This window comes from Bacillus sp. LM 4-2 (assembly GCF_000978495.1).
Classification (GTDB): Bacteria; Bacillota; Bacilli; order Bacillales; family Bacillaceae; genus Bacillus; species Bacillus subtilis.
The window spans coordinates 2275748-2293892 of sequence record NZ_CP011101.1; the positions used below are offsets into that span (position 1 = coordinate 2275748).

Sequence of the window (18145 nt, forward strand, 5' to 3'; positions counted from 1 at the left end):
TGACAAATGCCGTTAAAGTCTGTTCGCTCGGGAATGGATATAATACATGACTTTCCAAAGGAGCGTGAATAGGATGAAGGGAATGAAAGAGCCGTCTAATTCCCTCTTCATAAAGCTCTCGCACCAACGACTAGGAGAAAGAGAGGAGAAAGAGAGTTCGATTTTCCGGTCTTGCCCTTTGAATACCGTCCAAAAAAAAGTTAGAACAATAACGGCTAACAGAACACCTCTCGACGCAAAAGCTTTCTGAATTGCAGCTGGGCCCAGTCTATACCCGATCCAATACGACATGCTTACTCCCGCACAGCTCCCCAATCCGGCCGCTAACATGCTTAGCACCCAGTTTAACTTTTCTTGAAACACGAGAACACCGGCAAACTCTCCCGGTCCAAGTAAAGCTAGAAGCTCTAACATCAAGACAATAAACAAGACGGCATATCCGTACTGTTCGAGCAACCCCGTCAAAACTTGCATGTGATTCTCCTTAAACTTTTTTGTTCTTTTATCATTCCCAATCCACTTTTTGTATAATCAGCACAATTTCACCTTCAGTCGTCCAACAACATTGTCTATGGCGGGATCTTCTCTCCTATACTCGTCACTCATACATTCTTTTTTGACAAGGAGGAGCAACAGCATGAAATGGGAAGAAACAAAAAATACGCAGGGAGTTTGCCAAAATTTTGGGCAGTTCGTTCTGCCACCGAGTCAGGTGTTTGTTTGCCTACCTCATTCCTTGGCCATTCCCCATTTTTCCCGTTTGAGGTTCGCAATGATAAAGTATTTCACTTAGTTTCGTACATAAAGAGGTAAATTCTTTGCTCTCCGAACTAGGATGCGGCGTATGACGATTACTGCATTGCATAACCACTGGTTATTTAGTGAGCTGTGTGCAATGTATATGCACTTTGAGTCAGCACAGGATGATCCTATTACATTCGCCAGAAAAGCAGCTGCCGCATTCAGAGTAGTTAAAAGAATAGACAGGTAGCTGGGCTTCCGGAAGCTATAAAGGAGGCGCTTTTTTCGAGCATTTTTATAAATCAATAAAAACAGGCATCTCCTAAATATTTTTGCCGATAAGTTTACGCTAATCAACTCTAGCACTAATACATATAAAAAATAGAATGATATGAAAGGAGACTTGATAGTATGATTGATTATCCTATTAATATAAACAACGTTTCCGGGAACAGTGTAATTAACGTAGGCGGCGCTTTTATGATCAGGCCTTTAACTTTGTCCAAATCTGTGTTTGGCTCCGGAGGTTTAAACACAGGAATTGTCTTTGAAAATAACTTTGTAAGCAAGGCTAAAATGATTAATCATCAATTTACTGATCAGAACGTCACCAAAACTTTTTAATGTATTTATTTGGGGATTGAGAAATCTCCTTCCTTAAAAACCCGGTTTACCAACCGCCATCAGCACTCGGCGGTTTTTTATTGAACATTTTTGGCCAATAAAAAAAGCTTCCTCTCTAAGAGGAAGCCTTTTGCCTGCCGATTAGCCTTCTACGCGAACTTCTTTCATGACATCGCCATTAGACATGTTTTTCGCGAATTCTAATCCGCTTGTTACTTTACCGAATACAGTGTGAACACCGTTCAAATGAGGCTGTGGCTCATGAACGATGAAAAATTGGCTGCCGCCAGTGTCTTTTCCGGCATGTGCCATAGAAAGTGCGCCCGCCTCATGTGTATGCGGGTTGCCTTCTGTTTCACATTTGATTGTGTATCCCGGACCGCCAGTACCAGTACGTAATGACAAGGGAATCATTACAGGTTCTATAGATGGAAACGCTGAGTTTCTTGGTGGTAAACTACACTCGGAATATGCGTTATCCTCTGATGTTCCTCAGATGGCTAAAGGAACGTATGTAGGCGATGGAACAATTAGTAAACAAATATTGCTGCCTTTCACTCCAACTCTTGTAAAGGTTTACCCATTATCTATAGGCGATTCCATGTTATTAATTGATAATGACAATGGAGGCCATACGTAATGTGTAAATGAAATGGGATTATCCCTGGTTGGGGGAAACTCTACTACATACGGAAGTATAAACGAACTTGGGTTTATAACAGGATCAGACAGCGATCAAAGAGGGAATAAATTAAACGTCAAGTATATCTGGGAAGCATATAGGCATGTAAACTAAACAGGCGTATCCTTATTGGATATGTCTTTTCGTCTATTAAAGTCCACTTTGTGGTAAAATTATAATAAAAAACAAAGGGGCAATCTTTATTGACTACATCATCTTTACAATCTCAAATTAATATCAACACTCGTCCTATGCAAGATGCCATGAAAGCAGTTTCCGAATCACAATTAGAGCTAATTAAATCTTATAAGAAACAATTTGCTTTAAACAGAATAAACCTCCTACCTAAAATGCACACTTCAGATATCTTAAAATCATCAGGGGTTGAATCTGCCTTGAATCAGATGAGGACGGCTTTAAGACCCACGAACTTTAAAGAAAAATATACTCAACAGTTAAGAAATAGTTTAATGCATGACTTAGGTTCTAATAGAGTTCAGATAGCAACATACATGCAGCAACTTAGAACAGTATTCAAAGACCAAGCTATTCTAAATTCAAGCTTATATGTTACAAATGAGGAAATCTCTTCTAAAATCATAAGTGAGATCGACGAAATTTCTGATTACGTTGAAGAAACAGTTATAGCTTTAACCAATAATGATGAGATAACTAGACAAAATTACTTCGAGGGATTGAATCGTTTATGGAACACTGTTCTTTACTTTATTTCTAAACACTCAACGGCTTTATTATTACTGGCGAACCTCATTTACACTGATTTAATCTCTCCTATTAACCAGGCATTAACTTCAAAATATATAATAGATGAATTCATTGAAAAAAAACCAGAAACAGTATCGGAAGCTAAAAACGTTTTAAAAGACATTCCAATGAATAAAGAACTTAAAACCAATTACAGAATGGTTATAAAAGATACATTAGTAGTTAGAACACGTCCTAAAACAAATTCAAATGTAGCGTACGTATTAGACAAGTCATCAATTGTCTTTGTTGAAGAAAAGAAAAAGAATTGGAGTAAGGTTCTCTTTCGCAATGAAGCTGGTGAGGATCAAAGCGGATGGGTTTATACCCGTTATATTAAAAAGCTTGATTAAAACTGATTCGCTAAACGGGAGTCTTTTTTGTTTCAATTTTCTCTCTAAATAAAATTCTTCTTTTATTTAAACAGTATCATATAAAAAAGGGGGCGTTTCCCCCTTTTATCTTTTTATCCTCGCTATTCTTATGAGCTCGCCAATTACAGAACCGACAATGAAAATAATCAATGGGATCAAAGTAAATTTATTACCGAGTACCCCCATGTAAACAAAATAACATGCACATAAAACAAGGAACAAAAGGATATATCTTTTTATAACCCTATTAATAGCTGTTGTTTTTTCTTGTTGCATATTTTCTCACCTCGTTTTTATGGTTGACAACTTGCCGGAGTTGGTCTACTTCCAAAGAACTTAGCACTGTCAGCTGTTCTTAGAACTTTTTTCCTTGAAGAATCTTCATAGAACTTTGTTCTATTAGCATAAGGATAAGCATTGCACTTAAAAGCATAACGATACTGGAATACCGTATAATATGCAGTTGTTTGCGTACCTGCTAAAAATGATACAATACTCAGTATGACGTTATAAGGTGCTTTTGAGACTGCAGCTATGGCTGCTGTAGCTACACCAACTGAAACGCCTTTCAAGTTGTACTTATAGTTGTATTTACCCATGTATTTCCCGCCCGGTGGAATTTTCATAGTGGATGCATCTGAAGGTGATATAATTCCGTCTTCTTCCTTGACAAGATTAAAATCAAGCTCATTGTTTTTATATAGTGTATTCGTCTTAGTGTCATATTCAAATTTTATCTCAACACCACTTTCATCAGTAACATTAACTCTATTCACTGCAGGATCAGTGAAGTCGTAAGTATACGTGTACTTTTCTCCGTTAATTTCAAGCTCTTCCTTCCCCTCAATATCACTTAATACTGGTGAAGAAGTATCCAATACATCCTCACTATCGGCTTTGGCTTTAATGTCTGGCAATATGCCAATAAACATAGCAATGACCAAGAACATAAGAAACAATGACTTGATCTTTTTCAAAGAATCACTCCCTATCTTATTATTTGTTTCACATATAAAATAACACGAAAACGCTTTCATTAACAACAATTATTTCATTATATTTTAAAAAATGGAAAATTTCTCAGCTGTTTTTTCAGTGCAGTATTCTCTTTCCCTAAACTTAAAGAATATTAATACGGAATTAATAGAGAGATTTAATCTTTTCCAATTCTGTTATAATAAATAGGATGAGTTCTCGTGTGATAAGCTCGATCTTGGCTCAATATTATTCAGTCAAATTCCTCCCCTATTTCTAATTCATTTAATTTAAATAAAATACATAATTTTATTGCAATCTGAGCGCTGTATGCTCTATTGAGTTCTTTTATATTACTGAGCAATAAAAACCATTGTACGCCCCCTTTACACAGTTTTAATACTATTTATCAATGCTTGTTTCAAACCCAACATATCTCTTAGCAAATACATTTTTTCAACTTCTTCAGGAGTATACTCACGATTAATTTCCTTTAGCAACGTATTAAACATCTGAATTACCCTAGCCGAATCCAAACTTTCTTTATCCAGTACTGTTTGTTGAAAGAATCCCATCATTAAATCGAGCAATTCCAATTGCTCTTTATTATTCAGATAATTGATCTTCTCTACAATTTCGTATATTTCATTTATTCACTTTACTTCCTCCTCTAGCTTAAAATACTCACCCTAAAATCAAAAACACATATCAACAATACTATTTAGTAAACTATTCAATTAGTTACAAATAAAAAAGCTCCCTCTATATGAGGAAGCCTTTTGCCTGCCAATTAGCCTTCTACGCGAACTTCTTTCATTACATCGCCGTTAGACATGTTTTTCGCGAATTCTAATCCGCTTGTTACTTTACCGAATACAGTGTGAACACCGTTCAAATGAGGCTGTGGCTCATGAACGATGAAAAATTGGCTGCCGCCAGTGTCTTTTCCGGCATGTGCCATAGAAAGTGCGCCCGCCTCATGTGTATGCGGATTGCCTTCTGTTTCACATTTGATTGTGTATCCCGGACCGCCAGTACCAGTTCCGTGCGGGCAGCCGCCTTGGCTGACGAAGCCAGGAATCACTCGGTGGAATGTAAGCCCGTCATAAAAGCCTTCGTTCGCAAGCTTTTCAAAGTTTGCGACAGTTCCAGGTGCAGCTTCAGGATAAAGTTCAAATTCAATTTTGTTCCCGTCTTCTAATAAAAAGTAACCTGTTTTCAATTGTATGCCTACTTTCTTTATTTTAATTTTCAAAGGAGATTATGTATGATAGGTTATGGCCTGTCTCTCCTTGTCGCGGCTATTATACCACACCTTTCGGGGGAAAACGAATCTCCCGGCTTTACTAAAAAATAAAAATGAAACCTGAATCTCTTTATCTCCGTCTAACCTAACGGAACTGTATTTTTCATGATTCAGGTCCTCACAAAGCAGCACTATCCAGCTGCTTGTGAAATTGAAGGAGGTCAAACTGCTTTGAAGAAAATTTGGATTGGAATGCTGGCAGCGGCCGTTTTGCTGCTGACGGTTCCGAAGGTCAGTCTCGCGGATGCCGCAGTTGGAGATGTCATTGTAACACTGGGTGCTGATTTGTCAGAATCCGACAAACAAAAAGTGCTTGATGAAATGAATGTCCCTGATAATGCCACAACGGTAACCGTGACCAATAAGGAAGAACATGAATATTTAGGAAAATATATATCGAACGCGCAAATCGGATCGAGAGCGATTTCTTCATCCTCAATCACCATTGCCAAAAAAGGCTCCGGATTGAATGTTGAGACCCATAATATCAGCGGCATCACGGATGAAATGTACCTGAATGCACTGATGACAGCCGGTGTTAAAGATGCGAAGGTGTATGTTACAGCACCGTTTGAAGTATCCGGGACTGCGGCTTTAACTGGATTGATTAAGGCGTATGAAGTTTCTTCAGACGAAGCGATCTCGGAGGATGTTAAGCAGGTCGCCAACCAAGAGCTTGTCACGACATCAGAGCTTGGAGACAAAATCGGTAACGAAAATGCGGCAGCCCTGATTGCAAAAATCAAAGAAGAGTTTGCTAAAAACGGGGTGCCTGATAATAAAGCTGACATCGAAAAACAAGTGGATGACGCAGCTTCTGATTTAAACGTCACACTTACTGACAGCCAAAAGAACCAGCTTGTCTCCCTATTCAATAAGATGAAAAACGCTGACATTGACTGGGGACAGGTCAGTGACCAGCTAGATAAAGCGAAAGATAAGATTACGAAATTCATAGAATCAGATGAAGGCAAAAACTTCATCCAGAAAGTCATTGATTTCTTCGTATCTATCTGGAATGCGATTGTATCTATATTCAAATAAGAAAAGCGCCGAAAAATCGGCGCTTTCTTTTATTGCTTTACACCCGTTTTAAATGGCAGATCAAGTTTTACAATATCCTCGTATGTTTCTCGCTTCACGACTAAATGAGCCTCACCGTTTTCGACAAATACAACGGCGGGTCTCGGAATACGGTTATAATTGTTGGCCATGCTGTATCCATAAGCGCCTGTACAAAAAACGGCAAGAAGATCGCCTTCTTTTACTTCCGGCAGGTCAATATCCCAAATCAGCATATCTCCGCTTTCACAGCACTTTCCGGCAATTGATACCGTTTTGTCATGCGCTTCTCCGATCCTGTTGGCTGCCGCAGCTTCATATTTAGCTTGGTAAAGCGCAGGACGAATATTGTCGTTCATGCCTCCGTCTACAGCCACATATTGGCGGACACCCGGCACTTCTTTTTGAGAGCCAACCGTATAAAGAGTTGTGCCTGCGTCTCCCACGAGAGAACGGCCCGGTTCGATCCAAATTTCCGGGATGTCAAAACCGTAACGGGAAGCATTTTCTTTCACAGCTTCGATAATTTTTTCAACGTATTCAGTGGCGTGAAGCGGTTCATCGTCTTCCGTATAACGAATGCCGAAACCTCCTCCAAGATTCAGCACCTTGGATACAAATGAATATGAATCTCTCCATTCGTCTAGTTTTTTGAAGATTTTTTCCGCTGCTAACACAAAACCGGCCGTATCAAAGATTTGCGAGCCGATATGGCAATGGACACCCAGCAGCTGAATGTGTTCCGATTGTAATACTTGTTCAATGGCCCGTTCAGTTTGTCCGTTATGAAGATCGAAACCAAACTTTGAATCTTCCTGGCCCGTTGTAATGTAGTCATGCGTATGCGCTTCTACTCCGGGCGTGATCCGAAGAAGAACATCGATGGAGTGACCCGTTTCTTTACATAGGTCTTCAAGAAGCGCAATTTCATAGAAATTATCCACCACAATGCAGCCGATGCGGTGCTCAAGCGCCATGCGCAGTTCTTCCCTGCTCTTATTGTTTCCATGAAAGTGGATGCGTTCTGCCGGAAAGCCTGCCGCAACAGCCGTATATAGCTCTCCTCCGGATACGACATCTAAAGAAAGTCCCTCTTCCTCAGCGAGCTGAATCATTGCGACTGATGAGAATGCTTTGCTCGCATATGCCACCTGTGCTTTCAGCCCTGCAGAAATAAACGCCTGTTTAAAGCTTTTAGCACGCTCACGTATTAAAGCCACATCATATACGTAAAGAGGTGTACCATATTTCTCCGCTAAATAGAGAGCATCCACACCTCCGATTTCTAAATGACCATGTTGATTTTGTCTGCTTGTGCCGTGTAAGAACAATGTCATTCCCTCTTTCTCCGCTTATGGATGAAAGGACAGTTTTATGGACTGTCCCTTCATAATTAAGACATACATTATCATACTCTTCAGTCAGTTTCAATGCGATTATGAATTGGTAGGCTGTCTTAAGCGATTTTTGGGGTGAACGATACTGGGTCTTACTTTTGCGCCAGGTTTCGCTGTGCGGACAAGAACCTGCCACAGCGCCTTTCCGTTAAAGGGAATCAGCGGCCATAAGTACGGTGTCTGAAGGGATTTGATGCTTGCCATAGCAATAATTAGCACTGTAAATCCGATGACGAGCCCTTTTATATGAAATAAGGCAACGAGTATCATGAGGACAAGACGGCTCATTTTGTTTGCCAAGCTTAATTCATAACTAGGCGTCGTAAAGGTTCCAATCGCCGCAAGTGAGACGTACAGAATCACCTCAGGAGAAAAAAGGCCGACCTCAATCGCAATCTGCCCGATCAGAACAGCGGCAATTAAACCCATTGCTGTCGATAAAGCCGTCGGGGTGTGAATGGCAGCCATTCTGAGAAACTCGATTCCTAAGTCAGCTAAAAATATCTGCAGGATGATCGGGATATGCGTATCTTTATTTAAACCGATAAATTTCATGTTGTCCGGGAGCAGATCAGGCTGAAGCACAAAGAGAAACCAGATCGGAAGAAATAAAGTAGAAGCAAGAATACCGAAAAATCTTACCCATCTTAAAAAGGTCCCGACTGAAGGCGCCTGCCTATATTCTTCAGCATGCTGCACATGGTGAAATAAAGTCGTCGGGGTAATGATCACACTCGGCGATGTGTCCACTATAATGATAACATGGCCTTCTAGAACATGATTTGCGGCCACATCCGGTCTTTCTGTATAGCGCACGAGCGGAAAAGGATTATAGCTTTGATTAACAATGAATTCCTCGACAGTTTTGTCTGCCATTGTTAATCCATCGACATCAATGGATGCAATTTCTTTTTCTACGATCTCAACCAGATCCGGATCAGCTATATCTTCTATATAACAAATGCTTAAATCCGTCTTTGACCGCTCACCAACTTTAGTCATCTTGACTCGAAGGCGCTCGTCTCTGATCCGCCTTCTGAGAAGGGCCGTATTGACGACGATATTTTCAACAAATCCGTCTCTGGCTCCCCTGACCACCTTTTCCGTATCAGGTTCTTCCGGGTTTCTGCCCGGATAGCTTCTGACGTCAATTATAAATGCGAAGCCTGCACCTTCAACAATGACAGCGACGAGCCCGGACAGCACTTGGTCGGTGGTTTCATCCAAGGTTTTTACTTTTTCGACCTGGGCGTTAAGCAGCCTGTTTTCGACGATGTCGACCAGCTCATCAGGGTCTTCTTTCCGATTGTTAATGGCAACAAGCTCTCTCATTAAATGAATAATATAGGCTGTATCGCATAATCCATTTAGATAGTAAAGCTGGATCTCTTTATCTAAAATCGTGAGCTTGCGAACACCTACATCATAGCTCGTCCCCATCCCAACACGATTTTTGAAATACTCTTCATTTTTAGCTGGATTCCGATAAACCCGAATTTTCTCTTCCTTGTGGTCCGGCATGATACCCGCTCCTTTCTAAAATAAACTCGACCGCTTTCATGGTGATTGGCGACCCTTTTGAGATATCGTCTTTTCTGCCCATTTTGCCGATATCCCCGATACCGACAATAAGCGGGAGATCAAGTTTATCAAGGCAGTAGACTGTATCTCCACTCATTCTGTGGTCATCAAATTCCCTTTCCCCGACTTTATCGACGCCGTATTCAGTTATTTCTCCATTGCGGTCAATGCTTACATCGACCCTGGTCCATTCAGCCTGATGTGTTTTTGACGCGACCGCAATCACACCGAGCACTTCAATAGACGGATGGGTTGCGACATAGGTTAGAGCGGCTTCTCCCGGACCCTCTCCTTGAAGGCCGGAGTCGTCAAACATGACAAATACAGGATCATACGGTGCTGAGGCAATCAGCTTGACAAGCTCGGCGCCGCTGCGGGTGGAAGGATTCCCTTTTGATTGTGAAATACATCGACCTCCCACTTTGCTTGCGGCGTATTCAATTGTTTTAGCGGCATAAACATCCCCGTCTGTTACCAGTATGACCTTGCGTTTTGTCGTCATGTCGGCATTATCCTTTCGGTTTGAAAATAACAGCTACGATAAAGGCGAAAAGAATAGCGGCTGAGATACCGGCCGAGGTCAGCTCAAAAATCCCCATGCCGATTCCGATAAATCCGTGTATATGCGCCTGATGCATAGCACCGTGCAGAAGACTGTGACCGAAGCTGACGATCGGAACGGTGGCGCCTCCTCCGGCAAATTCAATAAATTTATCGTAAATGCCGAAACCATCTAATATTGCACCGATTACAACAAATGATGTCATGACATGAGCTGGCGTCAATTTAAAAATATCCAAGAGCAGCTGGCCGACGATACAAATGGCCCCGCCGCATACAAAAGCCAAAAGGTAGTCCATGTTAAGATGCACCTCCTGCACGCTCAAATACAACCCCGTGGGCGATAGTCGGAATGGTTTCTTTTTGCTGGATCATCGTCGGGCTTAACAGCGCCCCGGTCGCCACGACAAATACACGGTTTAATTTTCCTTCTCTCAGCTGCTTAAAAATATGAGAGTAGGTGACAACCGCTGAACAAGCACAGCCACTCCCCCCGGCAAAGACCTGCTGATCCGGAGTGTAAATCAGAAGCCCGCAATCATCATGCTTTGTGCCGACTGGATATCCATCTTCTTTTAAGATGTCTTTTACGATTGGAGAACCGACGCCTGACAGGTCACCTGTCAGGATTAGATCATAATCATCCGCTGTCCGGTTGAGATCTTTAAAGTGCTGCTTAATCGTATCAGCTGCAGCCGGAGCCATAGCCGATCCCATATCAAAAGGATCTGTAATTCCTAAATCAGAAACCTTTCCGACAGTCGCACTTGTGATTTGGATATCACCCGGTGTCTGACTGATGACAACTGCACCGCTTCCGGTTACAGTGGAGGTAGCAGTGTCCGGTTTTTGCCCTCCGTATTCTGTCGGATAGCGAAACTGTCTTTCCGCAGTTGCATTGTGACTGCTAGTGGCAGCGAGTGCCCTTTTGGCAAACCCGCCATCAACTAAGGCTGATGCGACAGCCACTGTTTCCATTGATGTTGAACAGGCGCCAAACATACAAAGAAATGGGATTTTCAAGTGTCTTGCCACATAGTTAGCCGTCACGTTTTGGTTCAGCAAGTCGCCTGCCAGCAATAGGTCAATATCATCTTTTGTCAGATTGTTTTTTTGAAGTGCAACATTAACAGCGTCTTCCATCAGCTGCCGTTCCGCCATTTCCCAGCTTTTTTGATTACAATGCATTTCGTCATAGGTTTTATCAAATAAAGAGCCAAGCGGTCCGTCTTTTTCCTTTGGTCCTGCTGCCGTTCCCGCTGAGTTGACAAATATGGGATGTTCAAATACCCAGGTTTGCTTTCCTGTTAATTTCATTTTCTTCTCCTCCTATGACATCAGTTTCTCAAAAGCAAACCGAATCATTCCAACGATGTATGCAGCTACAACTCCGAAAACAATAACATTTCCTGCCAGTTTAAACATATTTGTCGCTACTCCAAGCACTAATCCTTCGCTTTTATATTCAAGAGCCGCACTTGCCATACTGTTGGCAAAACCCGTGACAGGTACGGCTGAACCTGCGCCTGCGAATTGTCCGATTCTGTCATAGATTCCAAACCCTGTAAGCAGGGCAGAAATTAATATCAGCGTTGCAGCTGTTGGATTCCCCGCAGTTTTTTCATTGAAATCAAAAAAATGGATATAAAAATTTTGCAGACCTTGCCCGATTGCACAAATCAGTCCGCCCACTAAAAAGGCTTTTACACAGTTCCAGACGTAAGGCGGCTTAGGCTGATATGTTTTCACTTTTGATTTGTAATTTTCTTTTATGTTTGTCATCTTGAAACCTCCTTATGAATGGTCAATAAAGTACAGCCAGTGAAATAAAGATCCCGCGATTTTCCCAATCACGATGGCCATTAACAGAATAATGATTTTACTTCTGAGCCCGATTCGTTTCGCCAAAATCGGCAGGACATTTAAAACCTCTGTAAGAGCAGCCGCTAGCATCCCGACGAACAAACCTGCCAGAAGCCCGACCGGCACAGCTATCCATTTTGTTAGATAAAGATGATTCATATGAAGCGTCTCCCATCCCCCGCAAACCGCGCCAAGAATAACAGCCGCTTCATAAGCCTGAACAAATCTCATTGTTTTGGTGAGCTGCATCAGCCGCGGAATGATTCCCATTACGGTTAAAAAAGCAACGAAACCCGCCCCCACCGTTATGCCTCCGCCGAGCCCGACAAAAATAATGAACAATACACTAACGATCATGCAGATCCTTTATGGTTTCTTGATTCTCATGCATGGCCACATATTGATCGAGATCAAGCTGATAGTTAAACATCTCAACCTCCAGCGGGCTGGGCTCTTCATTTAGGCGCTTTTTAAATATGTGGTTAAAAAACACGATCATCCCCAGTCCCAAACCGATGCTGTATGGGATTTGAAGCAAATATGGATAGTCATTCCTCTCTCCGGTTATGATTTCATATAGTGCGATATGAACATCTCTCATGCTTACATCCTCATGAAAGTTCATGATGGCAAGACACGATCCAATAAACAGAAGCAGCCAGACACCGATAAATAGAACCGTTGATAAATTTCGCTTTCGATACTGAATTTCAACAATGGTTTCTGCTCCGCCTACGGTTTGAACATCAATTGTCGGGTCTTGTAAATGAATGGCTCTGAGGACTTGTATGATATCCAGAATTACGATATTTTTATCTTTTTCGCTCACCTGATAAAGCGGCATAGCCGAAAGTTTCTTTTTCAGCTGAAGCTGCCCTTCTATTTGCGCGGCATCTCCAACGGTAATAATATCCCCTGGATGTGCCAGCACTCGGTGGCGAAGCCGGATAAATATTCGTCGTTCCATCATTGATCACCATCTTTCGGTGGTTATATATGTAGTATGTGGTTCGATTTTGTTCTCATTCATCCGCTCGAAAAGACCATAAATTACCACGCTTTTGCACAAAAAAGCTAGCCTGCACTGCAGACTAGCCATCCGTATGATCCATTTGAACCTTGATCTGTTTTAATATTTTCTTTTCAAGCCTGGAAACCTGCACCTGAGAGATCCCGAGCCGCTCAGCCACCTCGGACTGTGTCTGGTCTTTATAATATCTGAGATAGACGATTAGTTTTTCCCTTTCCTCCAAATCGCTGATCGCTTCTTTCAGCGCAATTTTGTCAAACCATTTTTCTTCTGAGTTGTCAGCGATTTGATCAAGCAGGGTAATCGGATCTCCGTCATTTTCATAAACGGTTTCGTGAATCGAAGATGGAGCCCTTACCGCCTCTTGGGCCAGTACAACATCCTCAGCTTCAATCTCCAAATGGTCAGCGATCTCCTGCACCGTCGGCACTCTGCCCAGTGTTTTCGAAAGCTCATCCTTCGCGCGCCGGATTTTGTTTCCAAGCTCTTTTAATGACCGTGATACCTTTACGGTTCCGTCATCACGGATAAATCGTTGGATTTCTCCGATAATCATCGGCACTGCATACGTTGAAAAACGCACATCATAGGTTAAATCAAATTTGTCAACAGATTTTAACAGCCCGATGCAGCCGATCTGGAAGAGATCGTCAGGCTCATATCCTCTGTTTAAAAACCGCTGTACGACAGACCAAACAAGACGCATGTTTTTTTCTATGAGGAGGTCTCTTGCCTGCTGGTCGCCATTTTGGCTTTGTTTGATTAATTCCTTTACTTCATGATCCTTCAGCTGAGCGTTTTTGCCGTTTTTCTTAACCTCCACATCCATAACAAATCTCCTTAATTACAAAGCGCTTTGCTTTTTGATAAGTGCTTTGTTAAGCGAATCGTTGTTCCCATTTCAGGCGATGAATCGATACTGACATCATCCATGAAATTTTCCATAATGGTAAAGCCCATTCCAGAGCGCTCAAGCTCAGGCTTAGTCGTAAATAGAGGCTGACGGGCTTCTTCAAGATCTGTAATGCCTAAGCCTTCATCACGAATAGTCATATATACGACATGATCTTCCAGCGTCACTGAAATGTAAACTTTCCCTTCACAGTTCTCTTCATATCCATGGATAATCGCATTCGTGACAGCCTCTGACACGACTGTTTTGATTTCAGTCAGTTCATCCATTGTCGGGTCCAGCTGAGCTATAAATGAAGCAACTGTCACACGGGCGAACGATTCATTCTGACTGAGGGCAGAAAACTCAAGGTGCATTTCATTTTTCATGATGCCACCCCCAGTGTCAGGAGTGCCTGCTGTTCAGATTGTTCAAATCGGATAATTTTAAACAGACCCGACATATCAAACAATCGCTTCACCGCAGGAGAGATAGCGCAAACAACCATTTCTCCGCCAATTTGCTTAATTTGCTTGTATCTTCCTAAAATAACGCCAAGCCCCGAGCTGTCCATAAAGGAAAGGTCCTCCAAGTTCAGCACGATATGGCGAATATCATCCTTCTCCAATGATTGAGTCACTTTTTGCTTCAGGGTTTCAGCCGTATGGTGATCGAGTTCGCCTGTTAATCGAATACAAAGCACAGATTCTTTGACATTCATGTCAATTCCAAGGCTCATGCTCATTCCTCCTTGATATGATCGGATAATGAGTGTTTCGATTTCGACGGAATGAATTCCTTCACCGTGACAAAACTAGTGGTCATTCGGCATAATTACTTAAATTTTGTCCAGTCTCCCATCGTCCGCTTTAAGAATGTGATAAACCCGGCTTTCTTCATATCTTCTTTTGCAGCAACAGGACTTTCAGCGAGTACTTCTCCATCCTTTTTCAGAACAAGAGTGCCAAGCTCTTGGCCTTTTTGAATCGGAGCACTAATATTGTCCTTCATCTTGATTTCTTTTTTCACATCGTTCATATCCTCGCCTTTTTTCGTCAATATTGAAATCGGCTCAGATGTAGTGAGTTCGATAAATTTTTGTTTCCCTTTTTTGACCTTTACTTTTGCTACTGTTTGATTTCGTTTATATAAAGGATGCGTTTCATATTGGCTAAAGGCGAAGTCAAGCATTTTTGTCACTTGCGCGTTTCTTTCTTTAGGCGTGCTCGCTCCGAATACAACCGCTATGGCCCGCATGTTTCCTTTTTTTGCCGAAGCAGTCAGACAATATTTCGCTTCGCCTGTATAGCCTGTTTTTACGCCGTCTACACCAGGATAAAATTTGATAAGGCGATTTGTATTCACAAGCCAAAACTTTTTATCTGTATTTTCACGAAGGTAATCTTCATACGTGCCGGTAAACTTCGTAATTGATTCGTATTTCAATAATTCCTTAGCCATGATTGCCATGTCATAAGCAGAGCTGTAATGTCCTTCCTCGGTCAATCCGGTCGGGTTTTTGAAGGATGTATTTTTCAATCCCAGCTCTTTTGCTTTTTTGTTCATTTTCTTCACAAATTCTTCTTCCGAGCCGGAAATAAATTCAGCCATGGCGACGGAAGCGTCATTTCCCGAAGCGATTGCGATGCCTTTCAGCATTTCTTTGACAGTCATTTCTTCGCCGGGCTCAAGGAAGATCTGTGAGCCGCCCATTGACGCCGCATGCTCGCTTGTACGGACCTTATCACTCATTTTGATTTTGCCTTTATCTAAAGCTTCCATAATCAAAAGCATCGTCATAATTTTCGTCATGCTTGCAGGCGCCAGTCTCTCATTGCTGTTCTTGTTGTAAAGCACTTTTCCTGTGTCACGTTCTATCAGCACCGCAGACTTCGCTTCATGAGCAAGCTCCGATGTACGTTTTCCGTCTTGTTTTGCAAATGCAGACGGTGCAAATGTAAGCAGCATTATACCAATCAACAAAGTGGATAAAAGACGTTTCATCTCAAAAGCCCTCCATTTCATAATCCTTTTTATTTTTTCCAAGCGGGATGGTTTTATACGCCACTGATGGAAAATGTTTCGAATTTTGGGCATAAAAAAAGACAGCTGTGTGATATCAGACACAGCTGTCTTTTGGTCCTGCATTGATTCATTTTTATTCGTACTGAGCGACGATCGCTTTAACAAACTTTAAGAATCCAGCTTTTACTTTTTCGGTCACTTCCATAACTTCATCGTGACTTAAAGGCTGATCCAGAATTCCGGCTGCCGCGTTAGAGATGCAGGAAATGCCAAGAACCCGCATTCCCGCATGATTCGCTACAATGACTTCCGGAACAGTAGACATGCCGACTGCATCAGAGCCCATCGTTCTTAAGAACCGGACTTCTGCCGGTGTTTCGTAAGAAGGTCCTGTCACTGCAGTGTACACGCCTTTTTGAATTGGGATATTAAGGTCTTTCGCAATCTTTTCAGCCAGGCTGGACAGATCTTTGTCATAGGCTGAAGACATATCTGGAAATCTGGCGCCGAAATCTGCTTCGTTTGGCCCGATTAACGGGTTTGTTCCCATAAAGTTGATATGATCGGTAATAATCATTAAGTCTCCCGCACGGAATTCAGTGTTGACACCGCCTGCGGCATTTGTCACGATCAACGCTTCCACACCGAGCGCTTTCATCACGCGTACAGGGAATGTGACTTTCTCCATTGAGTAGCCTTCATAAAAATGAAAGCGGCCCTGCATTGCAATGACGGAAACTCCTTCAAGAGTGCCAAGCACAAGCTGTCCGGCATGCCCTTCAACAGTAGATACCGGGAATTCAGGTATATCTTCATATTTCAGCTTGACCGGATTTTCAATTTCGTCCGCCAAAATGCCAAGACCTGAGCCTAAAATAAGGCCGATCTTCGGAGATTCCGGCAGGTTTTGTTTAATAAAAGCGGCTGCGCGTTCAATTCTGTCCTTCAAGAAACAGTCCCCCTATTGTAATAAAGATAAAAAGCTTTTCCCGTATTTCGGTTTATTCGTTTGGAAATTATCAGCGATCGTTGCACCGATATCAGCAAATGTATCTGCAAGCGGCAGCATTTGCGCTTTCTTATGTTTTTTGCTGTAAGCGAGAATCGGCACATACTCGCGTGTATGGTCAGTCCCATGATGAATCGGATCATTGCCGTGGTCGGCTGTAATAATTAACAGATCGTCTTCTCTCATTTTTTCAAACACTTCCGGAAGCCGCGCATCAAATTCTTCAAGCGCGCGTCCGTAGCCTTCAGGGTCACGGCGGTGTCCGAATAACGCGTCAAAATCAACAAGGTTCGCAAAGCTCAGACCCGTAAAGTCTTCTCCCAGCGTATCGATCACCTTGTCCATTCCGTCCATATTAGAAACCGTTCTGCGTGAAGAAGTAATGCCTTCTCCGTCGTAAATATCAGAGATTTTTCCGATTGAAATCACATCTAAGCCGCTGTCTTTCAATTCATTCATGACAGTGCGATCAAACGGCTTCAGCGCATAATCATGGCGGTTTGGCGTCCGTTTGAATTGACCCGGCTCTCCGACGAACGGCCGTGCAATAATGCGGCCAACCATATATTTCGGATCAAGCGTTAGCTCTCTCGCCGTTTCGCAAATGCGATACAGCTCCTCAAGCGGCACAACCTCTTCGTGAGCGGCAATTTGCAGAACAGAGTCAGCAGACGTGTAAACAATTAAAGCCCCTGTCTCCATGTGCTCCTGGCCAAGCTCATCCAAAATCGCTGTGCCGGAAGCCGGCTTGTTTCCAATAATTTTGCGGCCAGATCTCTTTTCCAGCTCTTGAAGCAATTCATCAGGAAAGCCTTCCGGGAACACTTTAAACGGTTTATCAATGTATAAACCCATAATCTCCCAATGGCCGGTCATCGTATCTTTGCCGTTTGACGCTTCTTGCATTTTTCCATAATAGGCAAGCGGATGTTCTGTTTTTTCTACACCTTTGATATCTTCGATAAGACCAAGGCCGAGCTTTGCCATATTCGGCATATGTAATCCGTTCATATGCTCGGCAATATGACCGAGCGTATGAGCGCCTTCGTCATTAAAGTCAGCGGCATCCGGCGCTTCGCCGATTCCGACTGAGTCCATCACAATTAAAAACACACGATTATATTTGTATGCAGGCATCTTGAAAGCCTCCTTTTTTTCTATACGTCTATTGTATCGCTAAGAGGTCTGACAACTCAAGTATAAACCGTTTTCATTCCCGTTGACAATGTATTTGGAAATAATGAGAAACTTCAATATT

Annotated in this window: 21 protein-coding genes and 3 pseudogenes; 5 read left to right on the forward strand and 19 right to left on the reverse strand. The window is 42.3% G+C overall.

The features are described 5' to 3' along the window. Positions 1–268: 268 nt before the first annotated feature. Positions 269–474: pseudogene (locus bslm_RS11165) on the reverse strand (hypothetical protein). Between the two features lie 421 nt (positions 475–895). On the opposite strand from bslm_RS11165, the gene bslm_RS21670 reads away from it, so the two are divergent. Together bslm_RS21670 and bslm_RS11175 are read left to right on the forward strand one after the other, a co-directional pair. Beyond that, entirely contained in the window at positions 896–991 is a 96-nt protein-coding gene (locus bslm_RS21670) for a hypothetical protein (protein WP_234398217.1), read from the forward strand. A 161-nt stretch (positions 992–1152) separates the two neighbouring features. Beyond that, positions 1153–1365: a spore germination protein gene (locus bslm_RS11175; RefSeq protein WP_003230479.1), complete on the forward strand. Its 213-nt coding sequence runs from the start codon at positions 1153–1155 to the stop codon at positions 1363–1365. Positions 1366–1506: 141 nt separating this feature from the next. Here bslm_RS11175 and bslm_RS11180 read toward each other — a convergent pair. Further along, positions 1507–1758 (reverse strand): annotated as a pseudogene (locus bslm_RS11180) (peptidyl-prolyl cis-trans isomerase); the annotation flags it as partial. A 103-nt stretch (positions 1759–1861) separates the two neighbouring features. Here bslm_RS11180 and bslm_RS21865 point away from each other — a divergent pair. Next, positions 1862–2161 (forward strand): annotated as a pseudogene (locus bslm_RS21865) (DUF7361 domain-containing protein). Between the two features lie 89 nt (positions 2162–2250). Then, entirely contained in the window at positions 2251–3165 is a 915-nt protein-coding gene (locus tag bslm_RS21675) for an SH3 domain-containing protein (protein ID WP_238985317.1), read from the forward strand. Positions 3166–3479: 314 nt separating this feature from the next. Here the strand turns inward: bslm_RS21675 and bslm_RS11195 are convergent, their stop codons facing one another. The 3 genes from bslm_RS11195 to bslm_RS11205 all read right to left on the reverse strand — a co-directional run bounded on the left by bslm_RS11195 (position 3480) and on the right by bslm_RS11205 (position 5383). Beyond that, positions 3480–4163 carry a hypothetical protein gene (locus bslm_RS11195; protein WP_015714201.1) on the reverse strand — a complete coding sequence of 228 codons (684 nt, stop codon included), beginning with the start codon at positions 4161–4163 and terminating at the stop codon, positions 3480–3482. Positions 4164–4547: 384 nt separating this feature from the next. Beyond that, complete coding sequence (locus tag bslm_RS11200) at positions 4548–4751, reverse strand: hypothetical protein (protein WP_046381160.1); 204 nt, start codon at positions 4749–4751, stop codon at positions 4548–4550. Between the two features lie 200 nt (positions 4752–4951). Next, positions 4952–5383, reverse strand: coding sequence for a peptidylprolyl isomerase (locus bslm_RS11205; RefSeq protein ID WP_003223931.1), 432 nt, complete (start codon positions 5381–5383; stop codon positions 4952–4954). Positions 5384–5638: 255 nt separating this feature from the next. On the opposite strand from bslm_RS11205, the gene bslm_RS11215 reads away from it, so the two are divergent. After that, positions 5639–6511 (forward strand): DUF1002 domain-containing protein, encoded by an 873-nt coding sequence (locus tag bslm_RS11215; RefSeq protein WP_014480169.1) that lies wholly within the window; start codon positions 5639–5641, stop codon positions 6509–6511. A 29-nt stretch (positions 6512–6540) separates the two neighbouring features. On the opposite strand, the gene lysA is transcribed toward bslm_RS11215, so the two are convergent. From lysA to deoB, 14 genes are all read right to left on the reverse strand, one after another. Then, entirely contained in the window at positions 6541–7860 is a 1320-nt protein-coding gene (gene lysA / locus bslm_RS11220; RefSeq protein WP_004398851.1) for a diaminopimelate decarboxylase, read from the reverse strand. A 105-nt stretch (positions 7861–7965) separates the two neighbouring features. Then, positions 7966–9447: a spore germination protein SpoVAF gene (spoVAF, locus tag bslm_RS11225; RefSeq protein ID WP_003230471.1), complete on the reverse strand. Its 1482-nt coding sequence runs from the start codon at positions 9445–9447 to the stop codon at positions 7966–7968. Next, complete coding sequence (spoVAEA, locus tag bslm_RS11230; protein WP_003230469.1) at positions 9398–10009, reverse strand: stage V sporulation protein SpoVABEA; 612 nt, start codon at positions 10007–10009, stop codon at positions 9398–9400. The genes spoVAF and spoVAEA overlap by 50 nt, the downstream gene beginning before the upstream one ends. A gap of 7 nt (positions 10010–10016) precedes the next feature. Then, positions 10017–10367, reverse strand: a complete 351-nt coding sequence (gene spoVAE, locus bslm_RS11235) for a stage V sporulation protein AE (protein ID WP_003230467.1) — start codon at positions 10365–10367, stop codon at positions 10017–10019. 1 nt (position 10368) lies between these two features. Then, positions 10369–11385: a stage V sporulation protein AD gene (gene spoVAD, locus bslm_RS11240; protein ID WP_003230465.1), complete on the reverse strand. Its 1017-nt coding sequence runs from the start codon at positions 11383–11385 to the stop codon at positions 10369–10371. Positions 11386–11397: 12 nt separating this feature from the next. Then, a complete protein-coding gene (gene spoVAC, locus bslm_RS11245) occupies positions 11398–11850 on the reverse strand; it encodes a stage V sporulation protein AC (protein WP_003223947.1) in 453 nt (150 codons plus the stop codon). A gap of 12 nt (positions 11851–11862) precedes the next feature. Beyond that, positions 11863–12288, reverse strand: a complete 426-nt coding sequence (gene spoVAB, locus bslm_RS11250; protein WP_003230463.1) for a stage V sporulation protein SpoVAB — start codon at positions 12286–12288, stop codon at positions 11863–11865. Next, positions 12278–12898, reverse strand: a complete 621-nt coding sequence (gene spoVAA, locus bslm_RS11255) for a stage V sporulation protein SpoVAA (protein WP_003246053.1) — start codon at positions 12896–12898, stop codon at positions 12278–12280. The genes spoVAB and spoVAA overlap by 11 nt, the downstream gene beginning before the upstream one ends. 124 nt (positions 12899–13022) lie before the next feature. After that, positions 13023–13790, reverse strand: coding sequence for an RNA polymerase sporulation sigma factor SigF (gene sigF / locus bslm_RS11260; RefSeq protein WP_003230458.1), 768 nt, complete (start codon positions 13788–13790; stop codon positions 13023–13025). 11 nt (positions 13791–13801) lie between these two features. Next, positions 13802–14242, reverse strand: coding sequence for an anti-sigma F factor (gene spoIIAB / locus bslm_RS11265; RefSeq protein ID WP_003230452.1), 441 nt, complete (start codon positions 14240–14242; stop codon positions 13802–13804). Beyond that, complete coding sequence (gene spoIIAA / locus bslm_RS11270) at positions 14239–14592, reverse strand: anti-sigma F factor antagonist (protein WP_004398633.1); 354 nt, start codon at positions 14590–14592, stop codon at positions 14239–14241. The genes spoIIAB and spoIIAA overlap by 4 nt, the downstream gene beginning before the upstream one ends. 95 nt (positions 14593–14687) lie before the next feature. Further along, positions 14688–15857: a D-alanyl-D-alanine carboxypeptidase DacF gene (gene dacF / locus bslm_RS11275; RefSeq protein ID WP_004398637.1), complete on the reverse strand. Its 1170-nt coding sequence runs from the start codon at positions 15855–15857 to the stop codon at positions 14688–14690. A 154-nt stretch (positions 15858–16011) separates the two neighbouring features. Further along, a complete protein-coding gene (locus tag bslm_RS11280) occupies positions 16012–16827 on the reverse strand; it encodes a purine nucleoside phosphorylase I, inosine and guanosine-specific (RefSeq protein ID WP_017695927.1) in 816 nt (271 codons plus the stop codon). Positions 16828–16839: 12 nt separating this feature from the next. Further along, positions 16840–18024: a phosphopentomutase gene (gene deoB, locus bslm_RS11285; protein ID WP_015251776.1), complete on the reverse strand. Its 1185-nt coding sequence runs from the start codon at positions 18022–18024 to the stop codon at positions 16840–16842. Positions 18025–18145 lie beyond the last annotated feature (121 nt).